Source organism: Nocardia sp. NPDC051833 (assembly GCF_040681225.1).
Lineage (GTDB): Bacteria > Actinomycetota > Actinomycetes > Mycobacteriales > Mycobacteriaceae > Nocardia.
The window spans coordinates 1,082,689-1,098,631 of record NZ_JBFAYK010000002.1 but is presented as its reverse complement, the minus strand read 5'-3'; the positions used below and the strand labels follow the sequence as shown (position 1 = coordinate 1,098,631).

The window sequence follows — 15,943 nt, the reverse complement described above, 5'->3', positions numbered from 1 at the left end:
TAGGATACGGTGCCCGAGTAAACCTAACACCGTTTGGTTCAGGAGTGGTCCGATGGATCTCGCACTCACGCAAGCGCACAGCGACCTGCGCGAGCTCGCCCGCACATGGGTGGACAAGGAAGTCGTCCCGCACGCCGCGCAGTGGGATCGGGCGGAATCGGTCGACCCGGCCGTCGTCGGCAAGCTCGGCGCGCTGGGGTTCCTCGGCATCGGGATCGACGAGGAGTACGGCGGCTCCGGCGGGGACGCCCTGGCCTACTGCGTGCTGCTGGAGGAGCTGGGCCGCGGCGACAGCGCGGTGCGCGGCATCGTGTCGGTGTCGCTGGGGCTGGTCGGCAAGTCGATCGCCGCCTATGGCACCGAGGAGCAGAAGCGCCGTTTCCTGCCGCCGCTGTGCGCGGGCGAGCAGCTCGGGTGCTTCGCGCTGACCGAGCCGGGGACCGGGTCCGACGCGGCCAGCCTGATCACCCGTGCCACCCGGGACGGGGCGGACTGGGTCATCGACGGCACCAAGATCTTCATCACCAACGGCACCTGGGCCGACGTGGCACTGGTGTTCGCGCGCACCGGGGGACCGGGGCCGAAGGGCGTGACCGCCTTCCTTGTCCCGACCGATTCGCCCGGCTTCGGCCGGACCGAGATCAAGGGCAAGCTCGGGCTGCGCGGCCAGGCCACGGCCGAACTGGTCCTGGACCGGGTCAGGGTGCCCGACGCGCTGCGCCTCGGCGCGGAAGGCCAGGGCTTCCGGATCGCGATGGCGGCGCTGGACAAGGGCCGGATGGGGGTGGCCGCGGGCTGTGTCGGCCTGGCGCGCGCCTGCCTCGAGGCCGCGGTGCGCTACGCCGGGGAGCGCGAGCAGTTCGGCAAGCCGATCGCGGGCTATCAGCTGGTGCAGGAACTGCTCGCCGATATCGCCGTGGAGACCGAGGCCGCGCGGTTGCTGGCCTGGCGTGCCGCCGATCTCGTCGACCGGGGCGAGCCGTTCGGCACGGCCGCCTCGATGGCGAAGCTGTTCGCCTCCGAGGCCGCGGTCAAGGCCGCCAACAACGCGATCCAGGTCTTCGGTGGCTACGGCTACATCGACGAGTACCCGGTCGCCAAGTACCTGCGCGACGCGCGTGTGCTGACCCTCTACGAGGGCACCACCCAGATCCAGAAACTGCTCATCGGCCGCGCCCTCACCGGCGTGAACGCCATTGTCTGACAGAGGAGTACGAACCATGACCCACAGAACCGCCTTCGTCACCGGAGCGGCGCGCGGCATCGGCGCGGCCACCGCGGCCCGCCTGGCGGCCGCCGGCTGCGCCGTGGCCGTCGTCGATCTCGACGCCGACGCGGCCGTGCTGACCGCCGGGAAGATCAACGCCGCGGGCGGCACCGCGATCGGGCTCGGTTGCGATGTCACCGACGAGGATTCGGTGGCCGCCACCGTGGCGCGCACCGTCGCCGACCTCGGCTCGCTCGACGTGCTGGTGAACAACGCCGGCGTGCTGCGCGACAACCTGCTGTTCAAGATGTCGGTGGACGACTGGGACACCGTCATGTCGGTGCACCTGCGCGGGGCGTTCCTGTGCAGCAGGGCCGCGCAGAAGCACATGGTGGAGCGCGGTGGCGGCGCGATCGTCAACACCTCGAGCGTGTCGGCGCTGGGTAATCGCGGGCAGGCCAACTACGCCGCGGCCAAAGCGGGCATCCAGGGCCTGACCCGCACGCTGGCCATGGAACTCGGCCCGTTCGGGATCCGGGTCAACGCGGTCGCGCCCGGCTTCATCGCCACCGAGATGACCGCGGCCACCGCCGCCCGGATGGGCGTGAGCGCCGAGGAGTTGCAGGCCAAGACCGCCGGGATCACGCCGCTGCGCCGGGTCGGCACGCCCGACGACATCGCGGGCGTTGTCGCGTTCCTCGCCTCCGACGACGCCGGGTTCGTCACCGGTCAGACGCTGTACGTCGACGGCGGACGCCGTCTCTAGGTTTCGGGAGTCATTCATGCAGCGCACAGTTTTCACCGATGAGCACGAGGCGTTCCGCAAGACGGCGCGCGCGTTCATCGAGTCGCAGGTCGTGCCGGTCTACGACCAGTGGTACGAGGCGGGCATCGTGCCGCGCGAGTTCTATCGCTCGCTGGCCGATCTCGGCGTGTTCGGAATCGAGGTGCCCGAGGAATACGGGGGCGCGGGGATCGACTCGTTCAAGTTCCAGGCGATCCTGATGGAGGAAACCGCCAGGGCCGGTGTGTCGTTCGGAGGGTCGGGCGTGCACGTCGGCCTGTGTCTGCCGTACCTGAAGAACCTCGCGACCGACGAGCAGAAGCGGCGGTGGCTGCCGGGGTTCGTCTCGGGGGAGATCATGTTCGCCATCGCGATGACCGAGCCGGGCACCGGGTCGGATCTGGCGGGGATGCGGACCACCGCGCAGCTGTCCGAGGACGGCACCCACTACGTGCTCAACGGGGCGAAGACCTTCATCACCGGCGGGGTGCACGCCGACCGGGTGATCGTCTGCGCGCGGACCGCCCCGCCCGCGGAGACCGATCGGCGCCACGGTATTTCGCTGTTCGTGGTCGACACGAGTTCGCCGGGGTACGCGGTCGGCCGCAAGCTCGACAAGCTCGGCCTCAAGGTGTCCGACACCGCCGAACTGTCCTTCACCGACGTGCGGGTCCCGGTGGCCGACCTGCTCGGCGCGCCGCATCAGGGATTCGGCTACCTCGGGCAGAACCTGCCGCAGGAGCGGCTGTCCATCGCGGTCGGCGCCTACGCGCAGGCCAAGTCGGCGATCCGGTTCGCGCTCGAATACACCAGGGGCCGGACGGTATTCGGCCAGCCGGTGGCGCAGTTCCAGAACACCAAGTTCGAGCTGGCCGCCTGCCGGGCCGAGGTGGACGCCGCCGAGGCCGTGGTCGACCGGGCGCTCGACGCCCTGGACCGGGGCGAACTCACCCCGGCCGACGCCGCGTCGGCCAAGCTGTTCTGCACCGAGGTCGCCTCGCGGGTGATCGACCGCTGCCTGCAGTTGCACGGCGGGTACGGCTACATCACCGAATATCCCGTGGCCCGCCTCTACGCCGACAACCGGGTGAACCGGATCTACGGCGGCACCAGCGAAGTGATGAAGATGATCATCGCCAAGGACATGGGCCTGTGACGGGCCGCGCGTTCCTGGTCGACGGCGTCCGTACGCCGTTCGGCCGCTACGGCGGCGCGCTGGCCGAGGTGCGCCCCGACGACCTGGCCGCGCAGGTGCTCGCCGCGCTCAGGGAACGACTCCCCGCCGTGGACTGGGCGCGGGTCGACGATGTCGTGCTCGGCTGCGCGAACCAGGCGGGTGAGGACAACCGCAATGTCGCCCGGATGGCGGCGCTGCTGGCCGGGCTGCCGGTGGACGTTCCCGGCGTGACGGTCAACCGGCTGTGCGCGTCGGGCCTGGACGCGATCGGCTACGCGGCCAGGGCGATCAAGGCCGGTGACGCCGACCTGGTGATCGCGGGCGGGGTCGAGTCGATGACGCGGGCACCGTACGTGCTGCCGAAAACCGGTGCGCCGTGGGACCGTTCGGCGCAGCTGGCCGACACCACGCTCGGCTGGCGGCTGGTGAATCCGCGGCTGCGGGCGGAGTACGGCATCGACTCGATGCCCGAGACCGCCCAGCACGTCGCCGACGAGCACGACATCGCCCGCGCCGAGCAGGACGCCTTCGCACTGCGCTCGCAACAGCGGGCGGCGGCGGCGATCGCGCGCGGCAGGCTCGCTCGCGAGATCACCCCGGTGCCGGTCCCGCAGCGGCGCGGGGAACCCGTCGTCGTCGACCGCGACGAGCATCCGCGCGAGACGAGCGTCGAGGCACTCGCCCGGCTGCGCCCGGTGGTGTCGGGCGGGTCGATCACGGCGGGCAACTCCTCGGGGATCAACGACGGTGCCGCCGCGGTGCTGATCGCTTCCGAGGCCGCGGTGCGGCGCTACGGCCTGACCCCGCTGGCCGAGGTCGGTGCCGTGACGGCGGCCGGGGTGCCGCCGCGCGTCATGGGCATCGGACCCGTCCCCGCGGTCGAGAAGCTGCTCGCGCGAACAGGTCTGGCGATCGCCGACATCGACGTCGTCGAACTCAACGAAGCCTTCGCCGCCCAGGCCCTGGCCGTCCTGCGCGGACTCGGACTGCCCGACGACGCCGAACACGTGAACCCGAACGGCGGCGCCATCGCGCTCGGTCACCCGCTCGGTGCCAGCGGTGCGCGCCTGGCGCTCACCGCCGCACTCGAACTCGCCGATCGCGACGCGCGCCACGCGGTGGTCACGCTGTGTGTCGGTGTCGGGCAGGGCCTCGCGGTCCATCTCCGTCGCTGACCCACGTCGCCCGCATCGGGCATCCGATGCGGCCGACGCCGATCGACCGTTCGGGCCCTCCCTTCGAGGTGCGGGCCGACGGTCCCCGAACTCCGACCGATCCGGTCACCCACCGCGCGACACCGCGGGTGCGCGCTCCCTCGCCGAAGCCGTCGACTCCAGGAATCCTGATGAATGCCACTCTCTCCCTGGCGAGCATCCTCGCCGAACCCGCCCGCCGCCGCCCGGATCACCTCGCGCTGATCGAGGGCGAGCACCGCATCACCTTCGCCGACCTGTGGCGGCAGGCCAGGGAACAGGCCGGCGCCCTGATCGCGCGCGGGGTCCGGCCCGGTGACCGGGTGGCGCTGCTGTGCCCGAACACCGCCGACTTCCCGCGCGCGTACTTCGCGATCCTCGCCGCGGGCGCGGTGGTGGTGCCGGTGCATCTGCTGCTCACCGCGCCCGAGATGGAATACGTGCTGCGCGACAGCGCGGCATCGCTGCTGATCTGTCATCCGATGGTGGCCGAGACCGGTGCCGCGGCGGCGAGCGCGGCGGGCATCGATGTCGTCGCCCCGCAAGACCTGGCGGGCGAGGCGATTCCGGCGTTCGTCTCGCGCGGTCCGCTCGACACCGCCGTCGTCTTCTACACCAGCGGCACCACCGGCACGCCCAAGGGCGCCGAGCTGAACCACCTCAACATGGTGATGTGCGCGACGGTGAACACCTTCGACGCCAACGAGATCCACCGCGACGACATCGCGCTCGGCGCGCTGCCGCTGTTCCACGTGTTCGGGCAGACGGTCTCGATGAACTCGCACTGGCGGGTCGGCGGGACGCTGGTGCTGCTGCCCCGATTCGACGCGGCCCAGGCGATCGCGCTGATGGCGGCGGAGCGGGTCAACCTCTTCCACGGGGTGCCGACGATGTACCTCGCGCTCATCGAGGCGGCCTCGCGGGCATCGGAGCTGCCCGCGCTGAAGCTGTGCGTGAGCGGCGGTGCGGCGCTACCGGTGTCGGTGCTGGAGGACTTCGAGCGACTCTTCCGCGCGCCGGTGCTCGAGGGCTACGGGCTGTCGGAGACCTCGCCGACCGCGGCGGTCAACCAGCCGATCTACGGCGCCGAGGCGGGCAGCGTCGGGCACCCGGTGTGGGGCGTCGACGTGGAGATCGCCGATCCCGCGATCACCGACCGGATCGTGCTGCTGCCGGTCGGCGAGACCGGCGAGGTGGTGGTGCGCGGACACAACGTGTTCAACGGCTACACCGGCAGGCCCGAGGCGACCGCGGCGGCCGTCGTCGACGGCTGGTTCCGCACCGGCGATCTGGGCACCAGGGACGCCACCGGCCGGATCCGCATCGTCGACCGGATCAAGGAGATGATCCTGCGCGGCGGATTCAACGTGTATCCGACAGAGGTCGAGGCCGCGCTGGTGCGGCATCCGCGCATCGCGCAGGTCGCGGTGATCGGCGTGCCCGACGAGCACTACGGTGAGGAGATCGTGGCCGTCGTCGTGGCCGACGGTGAGCTGACCGCCCAGGACGTGATCGAGTTCGGCAGGCAACAGGTGGCCAGGTACAAGTACCCGCGCCGCGTGGAATTCGTCACCGAGCTGCCGCTCGGTCCCACCCACAAGGTGCTCAAGCGCGAACTGCGCCGACGTTTCGGAGGTGTGGCATGACCACGGATTTCGCCGATTTAGACACCCTGCGCGCGGCGGCGGGCACCGAACTCGGTCCCAGCGACTGGATCACCATCGACCAGGAGCGGATCGACCGGTTCGCCGACGCCACCGGCGATCACCAGTGGATCCACGTCGATCCGGTGCGGGCCGCCGCGGGCCCGTACGGCACGACCATCGCGCACGGCTTCCTCACCTTGTCGCTGATCGTGCCGATCACCCAGCAGGTGATGACGGTCAGCGCCGCGAGCGCGGCGATCAACTACGGCCTTGACCGGGTCCGGTTCCTCACCCCGGTGCCGGTGGGCAGCCGGATCCGGGGCCGGGTGACGCTCACCGAGGTCACCGAGGTGCCCGGCGGCGTGCAGGCGCACCGGCGCGTCACCGTGGAACTGGCGGGCGCGCAGCGTCCCGCCTGCGTGGCCGACGCCATCGCCCGCTACCTGCGCTGAACCATCCGGGGCGGCGGCTAGTAGCCGTCGCCCTCGGCCAGGTAGCGCTCGATCGTCGCGACCTTGGTGGTGAGCGCGTCGGTGACACCGGGCCGCAGATCGGCCTTGAGCACCAGGCTGCAGCGCGGCGCGACCGCGAGGATCGCGTCGCACGCCGACTTCACCACCGCCATCACCTCGTCCCAGTCGCCCTCGATCGTCGTGAACATCGCGTCGGTCCGATGCGGCAGTCCCGAGGCCCGCACCACGCGCACGGCGGCCGCCACGGCCTCGCCGACCGACCCGTCGGCATGGGCGGCGCCACTGGGCGCCACGGAGAACGCAACAAGCATGGTGGTCCTTTCGCTGCGGGTATCCGCACCATTGTGCCGCCGCGGACCGCGGGCAACCGTGCGCCGACGCGCCGCCGCGGTCACCCGACCATTACCCTCTATCGGGTGGCGATATCCAAGGTCGAGCGGCTGATGAATCTGGTCATCGCGCTGCTGTCGACCCGGCAGTTCCTGAGCGCGGAGCGCATTCGCGCCAGTGTGGCCGGTTACGAGGACTCCGCGACCGACGAGGCGTTCAGCCGGATGTTCGAGCGCGACAAGAACGAACTGCGCGACCTGGGCATTCCGCTGGAAGTGGGCCCGGTGGGGCGGTTCTCGACGCTCGAGGGCTACCGGATCAACCGCGACGCCTACGAGCTGCCCGACATCGACCTGTCCAGCGAGGAGGCGGCCGCGGTCGCCGTCGCCGTGCAGATGTGGGCCTCGCCCGAGCTGGCGAGCGCCGCCGAGGGCGCGCTGCTGAAGCTGCGCGCGGCCGGCGTCACCGTCGAGACGGAGAACGTCGGGGTGTCGGTGCCCGCCGTGCCGGCTCGCACCCGTGGCTCGGAGCCGGTGCTGCGCGAGCTGCTCGCGGCGATCGACGCCGGGCAGGCGGTGCGGTTCGGGCACCACAGCGCCGTCACCGATCCCTTCGTCACCCGCGATGTGGAGCCCTGGGGCGTGGTCACCCGGCACGGTCGTTGGTACCTGGTCGGGCACGACCGCGAGCGCGACGCCGTGCGCACGTTCCGGCTGTCCCGGATCGGTGGCGAGGTCACGCCGTACGGTCCGCACAACGCGGTCCGCAAGCCGGCCGACGCCGATCTGCGCGCCATCGTCGACCGGGTCACCGGCGACGCGCCCGTCACCGGGTCGGCCACCGTCTGGGTCGCCAAGGGGCGCGGTCGCGAACTGCGCCGCATCGGCACCGAGCTCGGCGCCAGGGAACTCGGTGGCCGCGACGGCTCGGTCGTCGAGGTGCCGGTCCGCTCGCGCGACTGGGTGGCCCGGCTGATCACCGGCCTCGGTCCGGATGTGCTGGTGCTGGATCCGCCGGAACTGCGCGCCGACGTGATGAACCGGCTACGGTCGGTACTCGACCACACGGAGGTGGCGTCGTGAGTTCGCGCCTGTCCCTACGCCTTTCGCGCCTGCTGAACATGGTGCCGTACCTGCTCGCGCACCCCGGCATCAGCGCCGCCGAGGCCGCCGCCGAGCTGGGGGTGACCACCAAACAGCTGATGAGCGATCTCAACCAGCTGTGGATGTGCGGGCTGCCCGGGTACGGGCCCGGTGATCTGATCGACCTGTCGTTCTCCGAGGAGAGCATCGAGGTCACCTTCTCCGCGGGCATCGACCGGCCGCTGCGACTGACCTCCACCGAGGCGACGGCGCTGCTGGTCGCGCTGCGCTCGATCGTGGAGATGCCCGGCATGGTCGACCCGACCGCCGCGCACGCCGCGATCGCCAAGATCGAATCGGCCATCGCCAGCACCGACGCCGTCGTCACCCCGGCCGCCGTGCCCGTCGAACAGCCGGTCGTCGCCACCGTGCGCGCCGCGCTCGCCGACGCCCGCGCACTGCGCCTGGTGTACTACTCGGCCAGCCGCGACGAGGTCTCCGAACGCCTCGTCGACCCCATCCGGGTGGTGCTGGTCGACAACAACAGCTACCTGCAGGCGTGGTGCAGACAGGCCGAGGGCGTGCGCCTGTTCCGGTTCGACCGGATCGAGGACGCCACCGAACTCGACGAACCCGCCCGCCCGCCCAGCCACGCCGCCGCCGACGCGGCCGCCCTCGACCTGTTCCAGGACGACCCCGACGTGCCGCTGGCCCGGCTGCGCCTGCGCGCCGACTACGCCTGGGTGCTCGACCAGTACCCGATGCACCGCATCGAGTCCCGTCCCGACGGCAGCATCGAGGCGGGCATGCGCTTCGCCTCCGCCGACTGGATGGCGCGCCTGCTGCTCGGGTTCGGCACCGGTGTCACCGTGCTCGGCCCGTCGGAACTGGTCACGGCGGTGCGCGACCGCGCCGACGCCGCCCTGGCCGCCTACGCGGCCGCCGGACTGCCCGGGGAGACCGAATCCGCGTGAACCAGCGAGTACTGGTCCTCGGGGCGGGCAGCATCGGGGTCTTCATCGGCGGTCATCTGGCCGCGGCGGGCATGGACGTGATCTTCGTCGGCCGCCAGCGCGTGCTCGACGACATCGCCGAGCACGGTCTGCACCTCACCGATCTCGACGGCGGCTCGATCGACGTATCACCGGACCGCTTCGGGCTGGCCCTGGAGCCGGACGAACCGGAACTGGCCGACCTCGTCCTGGTCACCGTGAAATCGGCCGCCACCGCGTCCGTCGTGCGGACCGTCGCGGGCAGGCTGCGCCCCGGCACCCCGGTGGTGAGCCTGCAGAACGGCATCGGCAACGACAGCCTGATCCGGGAGGTCCTGCCCACCAGCGTCGTGCTGCCCGGCATGGTCCCGTTCAACGTGGTGCACCGTGGCAACGGCCGGTTCCACCGGGGCAGCGACGGCGTCGTGGCGATCCAGGACGACCCGGTGGTCGACCGGTTCGCCGACCAGTTCCGGGCCGCGGGCCTGCCGCTGCGCCGCTATCGCGACCTGCGCCCGGTGCAGTGGGCCAAGCTGCTGCTCAACCTCAACAACCCGATCAACGCGCTGTCCGGGCGGCCACTGCGCGAGGAACTCGCCGAGCGCGACTACCGCCGCTGCCTCGCGCTCGCCCAGGCCGAAGCCCTCGCGGTGATGAACACTGCGCGAATTCGGCCCGCCCAGCTGACGGCGATCCCGCCGGAACTCATGGTGCATCTGCTGCGCGTTCCCGATGTCGTCTTCCGCCGGGTGTTCGGCAAGGTGCTGGCCATCGACCCGCTGGCCCGCTCCTCGATGGCCGACGATCTCGCCCTGGGCAGGCGGACGGAAATCGCGTGGTTGTGCGGCGAAATCGTGCGTCTCGGTGAAATGGTGGGGCAGCCGACACCGGTCAACCGCAGGCTCACCGAGCTGATCCGGAAGGCCGAATCCGGGGACACCCGCCGGTTCACCGGAAGCCGGTTGTTCGCCGAGCTGACCGGGGCGGCGTCCGCCGTCCAGGGTTGAACGCGTGGCGAACACCGCTGCGGGTGGCCGGTCATGACGCTCCGAGTGCAGGTAGCATCGGTAATCACCACAGTCTTTGGAGGTATCTGATAATGGGCACGTTCAGCTGGACGCACCTGCTGATCATCGCGTTGCTGTTCGTCCTGCTCTTCGGCGCGAAGCGGCTGCCGGACGCGGCGCGCGGTCTCGGCCGGTCGCTGCGGATCTTCAAGAGCGAGGTCGGGCAGATGCAGTCGGAGTCGGCCACGCAGGCCACCACACCGCAGGCCGCCCCGGCGCCGCAGCAGCAGCTGCCCGCGTCGGCCCCGCAGGCGCAGACCCCGATCGTCGAACCGCAGCAGGGCCAGAAGTCGGCCTGACCTCGGTGTTCACCCCCGGAGCGCGTCCACCGCTCCGGGGCTGAGTGCTGTTGTCGAGCATCCGCCGGACCGAGGGTTAGAGGCCACCACCCACCATGCGCATTCCGTTCGATCCACGGCGCAGCAAGCGCAGGACGAATCCCGACGGCACCATGTCGTTGGTCGAGCACCTGCAGGAACTGCGCACCCGGCTGTTGCTGGCGCTGGCCGCGATCGCGGTCACCACGCTCATCGGCTTCTTCTGGTACGCCCACCCGTTCTTCGGTATCGAGAGCTTGGGCGAGATCCTGCGCGGACCGTACTGTTCGCTGCCGGAGTCGGCGCGGGCGAGCCTGAGCGCCGACGGCTCCTGCCGGCTGCTGGCGACCGCGCCCTTCGAACAGTTCATGCTGCGCCTGAAGGTCGGCTTCACCGCCGGTGTCGTGCTCGCGGCGCCGTTCTGGCTGTACCAGCTGTGGGCGTTCATCACCCCCGGCCTCTACGCCAAGGAACGCCGCTACGCGGTCGGGTTCGTGGTGTCGGGCAGCGTGCTGTTCGTGACCGGCGCCGTGCTGGCCTACGTCGTCGTCGCGCACGCGTTGTCGTTCCTGTTGACCATCGGTGACAACGTCCAGATCACCGCGCTCAGCGGTACCCAGTACTTCGGGTTCATCATCCAGTTGCTGATCATCTTCGGCGTGAGCTTCGAGACGCCACTGGTCATCATCGGGCTGAACCTGGTCGGCGTACTGCCCTACGAGAAGCTCAAGGCGTGGCGGCGCGGCATCATCTTCGGCCTGTTCGTCTTCGCCGCGGTCGTCACCCCGCAGGACCCGTTCTCGATGCTGGCGCTGGCCTGCGCGCTGACCGTGCTGTTCGAACTGGCGGTGCAGTTCGCCCGGTTCAACGACGCCCGCCGGGCCCGCCGCGCGGCGAACGAGGGCTGGGGTTCGCTCTCCGACGAGGAGGCTTCCCCGCTGGACACACCGGACCCGGTGCGGCCCGCCGACCCGGTCGACGACCCGGAGAAAACCACCCGCCCGGTGTCGGACTACTCCGATACGCTCTGACGGGTGACCGATTCTCCCGCGCGGGCCAACGAGTTGGCGCAGTTCGCCAGCGAAATCCCTTTCGATCTCGACCCTTTCCAGCGGACCGCCTGCGCGGCGCTGGAGGACGGGCACAGCGTGCTCGTCTGCGCCCCGACCGGCGCGGGCAAGACGATCGTCGGTGAGTTCGCGGTCCACATGGCGCTGGCCTCGGGCGGCAAATGCTTCTACACCACGCCGATCAAGGCGCTGTCGAACCAGAAGTTCGCCGACCTGACCGCGCGCTACGGCCGCGACAGTGTCGGCCTGCTCACCGGCGACCAGTCGATCAACCCCGACGCACCGGTGGTCGTGATGACCACCGAGGTGCTGCGCAACATGCTCTACGCGTCCTCGGACTCGCTGCGCGGACTGTCCTATGTCGTGATGGACGAGGTGCACTACCTGGCCGACCGGTTCCGCGGCGCGGTGTGGGAGGAAGTCATCCTGCACCTCTCGCCGGACGTGCGCCTGGTGAGCCTGTCGGCGACGGTGTCCAATGCCGAGGAATTCGGCGCCTGGATGGAGACCGTGCGCGGCGACACCGCCGTGGTGGTCGACGAGACCAGGCCGGTACCGCTGTGGCAGCACGTGATGGTCGGGCGGCGGATGTTCGACCTGTTCGACACCAAGTCCAGCGACCAGAAGGTCCTCGTTGACGAGGACCTCGTGCGGTTCATCCGCCAGCGTGAGGCCGCCGACCGGATGCAGGGCTACGGCGGCCCGCGCGGCCGCGGTGGTCGCGGCAACTTCCGGCCGCTGCCGCGCCCGGAGGTGCTGGCCCGCCTCGACGAGGAAGGCCTGCTGCCCGCGATCACGTTCATCTTCAGCCGCGCGGGCTGCGACGGCGCGCTGGCCCAGTGCCTGCGCGCCCGGCTCGACCTGAGCAGGCCCGACGACGCCGCGCGGATCGACGAGATCATCGAGAAGCACACCGGCGACCTGCCCAAGGGCGACCTCGAGGTGCTCGGCTACTGGGAGTGGCGCGAGGCGCTGCACCGCGGGCTGGCCGCCCACCACGCCGGCATGCTGCCCGCGTTCCGGCACACCGTCGAGGAGTTGTTCGTCCAGGGCCTGGTCCGAGCGGTGTTCGCCACCGAGACCCTGGCGCTGGGCATCAACATGCCCGCCCGCACGGTCGTGCTCGAGCGCCTGGTGAAGTTCAACGGTGAATCGCACGCCGAGCTGACGCCGGGGGAGTACACCCAGCTCACCGGGCGCGCGGGCAGGCGCGGCATCGATGTCGAGGGACACGCGGTGGTGCTGTGGCAGCCCGAGGTCGACACGAGCGCGGTCGCCGGCCTCGCCTCCACCCGCACCTATCCGCTGCGCAGTTCGTTCCGGCCCGGCTACAACATGTCGATCAACCTGATCGACCGGATGGGCGCGCAGGAGGCGCGGGCGCTGCTCGAGCGCTCCTTCGCCCAGTTCCAGGCGGACCGGTCGGTCGTCGGGCTGGTGCGCGGCATCGAACGCAACCAGGGCGCGATGCGCAAGCTGGAGAGCCAGCTCGGCGGCGTCGACGGCGGGTTCATGGAGTACATGTCGCTGCGCGAGCGGATCAAGCAGCGCGAGCGCGAGATCCAGCAGCAGGGCCGCGCCGATCGCCGCGGTGCCGCTGTCAAGGCCCTGATCGAATTGCGCCGCGGTGACGTGGTGGCGATTCCGTCGGGCAGGCGCGCCGGGCTCGCGGTGATCCTGGAACCCGATCAGACCCCCGGTGACCCGCGTCCGCTGGTGCTCACCGAGGACCACTGGGCGGGCCGGGTCTCGGCGGCGGACTTCCCCGTGCCCGCCGAGGCGCTCGGGCACATGCGGTTGCCACGGCGCGTCGATCACCGCACCGCGCGCATCCGCCGCGATCTGGCCTCGGCCCTGCGCAGCACCGGGATCTCCGCGCCGGGCAGGCGCAGGCGCAACGACCACACCCGCGGCGGCGAGGATCGCGAGCTCTCGACGCTGCGCCGCAGCCTGCGGTCGCACCCGGCGCACAGCAGGCCCGATCGCGAACAGCTCAGCCGTACCGGCGAGCGCTACGCCCGGCTCGCGCGCGAAACCGAGTCGATGCGCCAGAAGGTTGCCGCGACGACGAATTCGCTCGCGCGCACCTTCGACCGGATCGTCGGCCTGCTCGAGGAACGCGGGTTCGTCGAGCACGGCGAGGTGACCGCCGACGGCAGGCGGCTGGCCCGGATCTACGCCGAGAGCGACCTGGTGGTCGCCGAGGTGTTGCGCCAGGGGCTGTGGCGCGGGCTCGGTGCGGCCGAACTCGCGGCCGTGGTCTCCACGCTGGTCTACGAGTCGCGCCAGGAAGGCGGGTTCCTCACCGCGGCCGGCCCGACCGAACCGATCCGCCGGGCGGTCGGCGCGACCATCGAGGTGTGGACCCAGCTGCGCTCCGACGAGGCACGGCACAAGCTGCCGCCCACTCGCGAACCCGACCTCGGTTTCGTCACCGGCGTGTACAAGTGGGCCCGCGGCGACGCATTGGCCGAGGCGTTGCTGGCCAGTGGCGATCAGGGCACGCCGCTGTCGGCGGGCGATTTCGTGCGCTGGTGCAGGCAGGTCATCGACCTGCTCGACCAGATCCACAACACCGCCGACGACCCGGAGATCGCGGCCACCGCGGCCAAGGCGGTGCGCGCGGTTCGGCGGGGTGTCGTCGCGGTGGACGCCGCGTAGTGGATACGTCTGTGATTTGATTTCCTGGCGTACCGACCGTGATGGCGGAGTCGTGCGAAAGCGGCTGGCCTGGCGCGGGGGGCTACCGTATGTACAACGATGCGAGTGGAGGCGAGTGGATGAGCGGCCCGTACGGACCGAATGGCCCAGGGGAGGGAAGCAACGATCCCACCCAGCACTGGGGAGGTCAGCAGCCGCAGCAGGCTCAGCCGACCCAGCACTGGGGTGGTGGGCAGCAGCCGCAGCAGGCTCAGCCGACCCAGCACTGGGGTGACCCGAACGCGCAGCAGCCGCAGCAGCAGTGGGGTCAGCAGCCGCAGCAACCGGCGCAGCAGCCGCAGTGGGGACAGCAGCCGCAGCAGCCGACCGGCCCGCAGCAGCAGTGGGGTCAGACCCAGCCGCCGCCGCAGGACTGGAACGCGCAGCAGCCGCAGCAGCAGTGGGGACAGCCGCAGCAGCAGTGGGGACAGCAGCCGCAGCAGCCCGGTCAGCAGCAGTGGGGCCAGCAGCCCCCGTCGTCGTCGGGTGGCAAGGGCAAGGGCCTGGTGATCGGTCTGATCGCGGCGGGCGTGCTGGTGCTCGCCGCCGTCGTCGGCCTGATCCTGGTCGTGTTCTCCTCCGACGAACTCGACTCCGCCGCCGTGCAGGACGGCGTCTCGCGCGTGCTGAAGGACTCCTACGGCATCGCCGACGTCTCCGACGTGTCGTGCCCGTCGGGTCAGGAGGTGAAGGTCGACGCGACTTTCACCTGCGACCTGAAGGTCAGCGGTGAGGCGAAGAAGGTCACCGTCAAGATCACCAAGGACGATGGCACCTACGAGGTCGGCCGCCCGAACTAGGCTGCCGCACCCCCGATTCCGGGCCGTCCGCGCGTACGCGGGCGGCCCGGAGTCGTCTGCCGGGCCGGATCAGCTGTGGGCCGCGGTCAGCGCGGTGACGAGCCGGGTGATCGGGCTCTCGGCGTTGTAGGCGGCGGCCAGGGCGAGCAGCCGATCGGGGTCGACCGGTGTCGCGGGCAGCCTGTCCGGTCCGGACAGGATCACCTCGGCGTCGCGCACCACCTGCACGACCGGCGCGGCGACCTTCAGATAGTCCTGGGCCGCAACCAGTTTCGCGCGGACGCCCTTGGCCAGGTCGGACCCGGGATCGTCGACCGCCGCCAGCAGGGCGTCGAGCGAACCGAACTTCGAGATCAGCTGCGCCGCGGACTTGTCGCCGATGCCGGCCACCCCGGGCAGCCCGTCGGAGGCGTCGCCGCGCAGGGTGGCCATGTCGGCGTAGGCCGGTCCCGCGTTCCGCCCCGGCACACCGTATTTCGCCGACACCTCGGCGGGCCCGAACAGTTCGGCCTTGGCCAGGCCGCGCCCCGCGTAGAGGACCCGGACCGGCGGCGCCGGCTCGTCGCGGACCAGCTGGAGCAGATCGCGGTCGCCGCTGACGACGACCACCGGGTCCGTCCGCTCCCGGCTGGCGAGGGTGCCGAGCACATCGTCGGCTTCGAGCCCCTCCGCACCGCCGGTGGCGATACCGGCGGCGGCGAGCACCTCGAGGATCATCTCGACCTGCGGGGTCAGCGTGTCGGGGACTTCCTCGGCGCCCGGCGCCGCGCCGCTGCTGGTGTCGAGCCGGTGCGCCTTGTAGGACGGCACGAGCGCCACCCGGAACGGCGGCCGCCAATCCAAGTCGAGCCCGACGACCAGCCTGCTCGGCCGGTGCTTGGTGATCAGCGAGGCCACCATGTCGGTGAAGCCGCGCAGCGCGTTGACCGAGCGTCCGTCGGCCGCCCTGAGCTTGTCGGGGATCGCGTAGTAGGCGCGGAACCACAGGCTGGCGCCGTCGAGGATCAGCAGGGGTCCACGGGAGGTCTGGTCAGCGGTCACGGGCTCGATTGTGCCCCGAAAGCCCCGTCCCGCGCCCACCGTGCTCCGGGCGCGTCCGGTCGCG

Annotated in this window: 15 protein-coding genes; 13 read left to right on the top strand and 2 right to left on the bottom strand. The window is 71.1% G+C overall.

Features of this window, described 5'->3' with window-relative positions; genetic code table 11:
• Positions 1-52 precede the first annotated feature (52 nt).
• From AB0L91_RS23230 to AB0L91_RS23205, 6 genes are all read left to right on the top strand, one after another.
• On the top strand, positions 53-1,204 hold the full coding sequence (locus AB0L91_RS23230; protein WP_365013124.1) for an acyl-CoA dehydrogenase family protein: 1,152 nt from the start codon (positions 53-55) through the stop codon (positions 1,202-1,204).
• A gap of 16 nt (positions 1,205-1,220) precedes the next feature.
• On the top strand, positions 1,221-1,973 hold the full coding sequence (gene fabG, locus AB0L91_RS23225; protein ID WP_365013121.1) for a 3-oxoacyl-ACP reductase FabG: 753 nt from the start codon (positions 1,221-1,223) through the stop codon (positions 1,971-1,973).
• 16 nt (positions 1,974-1,989) lie between these two features.
• Entirely contained in the window at positions 1,990-3,147 is a 1,158-nt protein-coding gene (locus AB0L91_RS23220) for an acyl-CoA dehydrogenase family protein (RefSeq protein ID WP_355275493.1), read from the top strand.
• A complete protein-coding gene (gene pcaF / locus AB0L91_RS23215) occupies positions 3,144-4,343 on the top strand; it encodes a 3-oxoadipyl-CoA thiolase (RefSeq protein ID WP_365013118.1) in 1,200 nt (399 codons plus the stop codon). The genes AB0L91_RS23220 and pcaF overlap by 4 nt, the downstream gene beginning before the upstream one ends.
• A 170-nt stretch (positions 4,344-4,513) precedes the next feature.
• Complete coding sequence (locus AB0L91_RS23210; protein WP_365013115.1) at positions 4,514-6,007, top strand: long-chain fatty acid--CoA ligase; 1,494 nt, start codon at positions 4,514-4,516, stop codon at positions 6,005-6,007.
• Positions 6,004-6,459 (top strand): MaoC family dehydratase, encoded by a 456-nt coding sequence (locus AB0L91_RS23205; RefSeq protein ID WP_365013114.1) that lies wholly within the window; start codon positions 6,004-6,006, stop codon positions 6,457-6,459. Before AB0L91_RS23210 ends, AB0L91_RS23205 begins: the two co-directional genes overlap by 4 nt.
• Before the next feature lie 17 nt (positions 6,460-6,476).
• Here the strand turns inward: AB0L91_RS23205 and AB0L91_RS23200 are convergent, their stop codons facing one another.
• On the bottom strand, positions 6,477-6,791 hold the full coding sequence (locus AB0L91_RS23200; protein WP_355275485.1) for a thiamine-binding protein: 315 nt from the start codon (positions 6,789-6,791) through the stop codon (positions 6,477-6,479).
• A 105-nt stretch (positions 6,792-6,896) separates the two neighbouring features.
• Here AB0L91_RS23200 and AB0L91_RS23195 point away from each other — a divergent pair, with 105 nt between their 5' ends.
• From AB0L91_RS23195 to AB0L91_RS23165, 7 genes are all read left to right on the top strand, one after another.
• Entirely contained in the window at positions 6,897-7,892 is a 996-nt protein-coding gene (locus AB0L91_RS23195) for a YafY family protein (RefSeq protein ID WP_365013111.1), read from the top strand.
• Entirely contained in the window at positions 7,889-8,866 is a 978-nt protein-coding gene (locus AB0L91_RS23190) for a YafY family protein (RefSeq protein ID WP_365013108.1), read from the top strand. The genes AB0L91_RS23195 and AB0L91_RS23190 overlap by 4 nt, the downstream gene beginning before the upstream one ends.
• On the top strand, positions 8,863-9,891 hold the full coding sequence (locus AB0L91_RS23185; protein ID WP_365013106.1) for a 2-dehydropantoate 2-reductase: 1,029 nt from the start codon (positions 8,863-8,865) through the stop codon (positions 9,889-9,891). The genes AB0L91_RS23190 and AB0L91_RS23185 overlap by 4 nt, the downstream gene beginning before the upstream one ends.
• A 92-nt stretch (positions 9,892-9,983) precedes the next feature.
• Entirely contained in the window at positions 9,984-10,250 is a 267-nt protein-coding gene (gene tatA, locus AB0L91_RS23180) for a Sec-independent protein translocase subunit TatA (protein ID WP_355275478.1), read from the top strand.
• A 95-nt stretch (positions 10,251-10,345) separates the two neighbouring features.
• Positions 10,346-11,299: a twin-arginine translocase subunit TatC gene (tatC, locus tag AB0L91_RS23175; protein WP_365013102.1), complete on the top strand. Its 954-nt coding sequence runs from the start codon at positions 10,346-10,348 to the stop codon at positions 11,297-11,299.
• Between the two features lie 3 nt (positions 11,300-11,302).
• Positions 11,303-13,999 (top strand): RNA helicase, encoded by a 2,697-nt coding sequence (locus AB0L91_RS23170; RefSeq protein ID WP_365013100.1) that lies wholly within the window; start codon positions 11,303-11,305, stop codon positions 13,997-13,999.
• 119 nt (positions 14,000-14,118) lie between these two features.
• Positions 14,119-14,838, top strand: coding sequence for a DUF4333 domain-containing protein (locus AB0L91_RS23165; RefSeq protein ID WP_355275473.1), 720 nt, complete (start codon positions 14,119-14,121; stop codon positions 14,836-14,838).
• Between the two features lie 69 nt (positions 14,839-14,907).
• On the opposite strand, the gene AB0L91_RS23160 is transcribed toward AB0L91_RS23165, so the two are convergent.
• The gene (locus AB0L91_RS23160) at positions 14,908-15,879 is read right to left on the bottom strand and encodes a 5'-3' exonuclease (RefSeq protein ID WP_365013096.1); all 972 of its coding nucleotides are present in this window, start codon (positions 15,877-15,879) and stop codon (positions 14,908-14,910) included.
• Positions 15,880-15,943 lie beyond the last annotated feature (64 nt).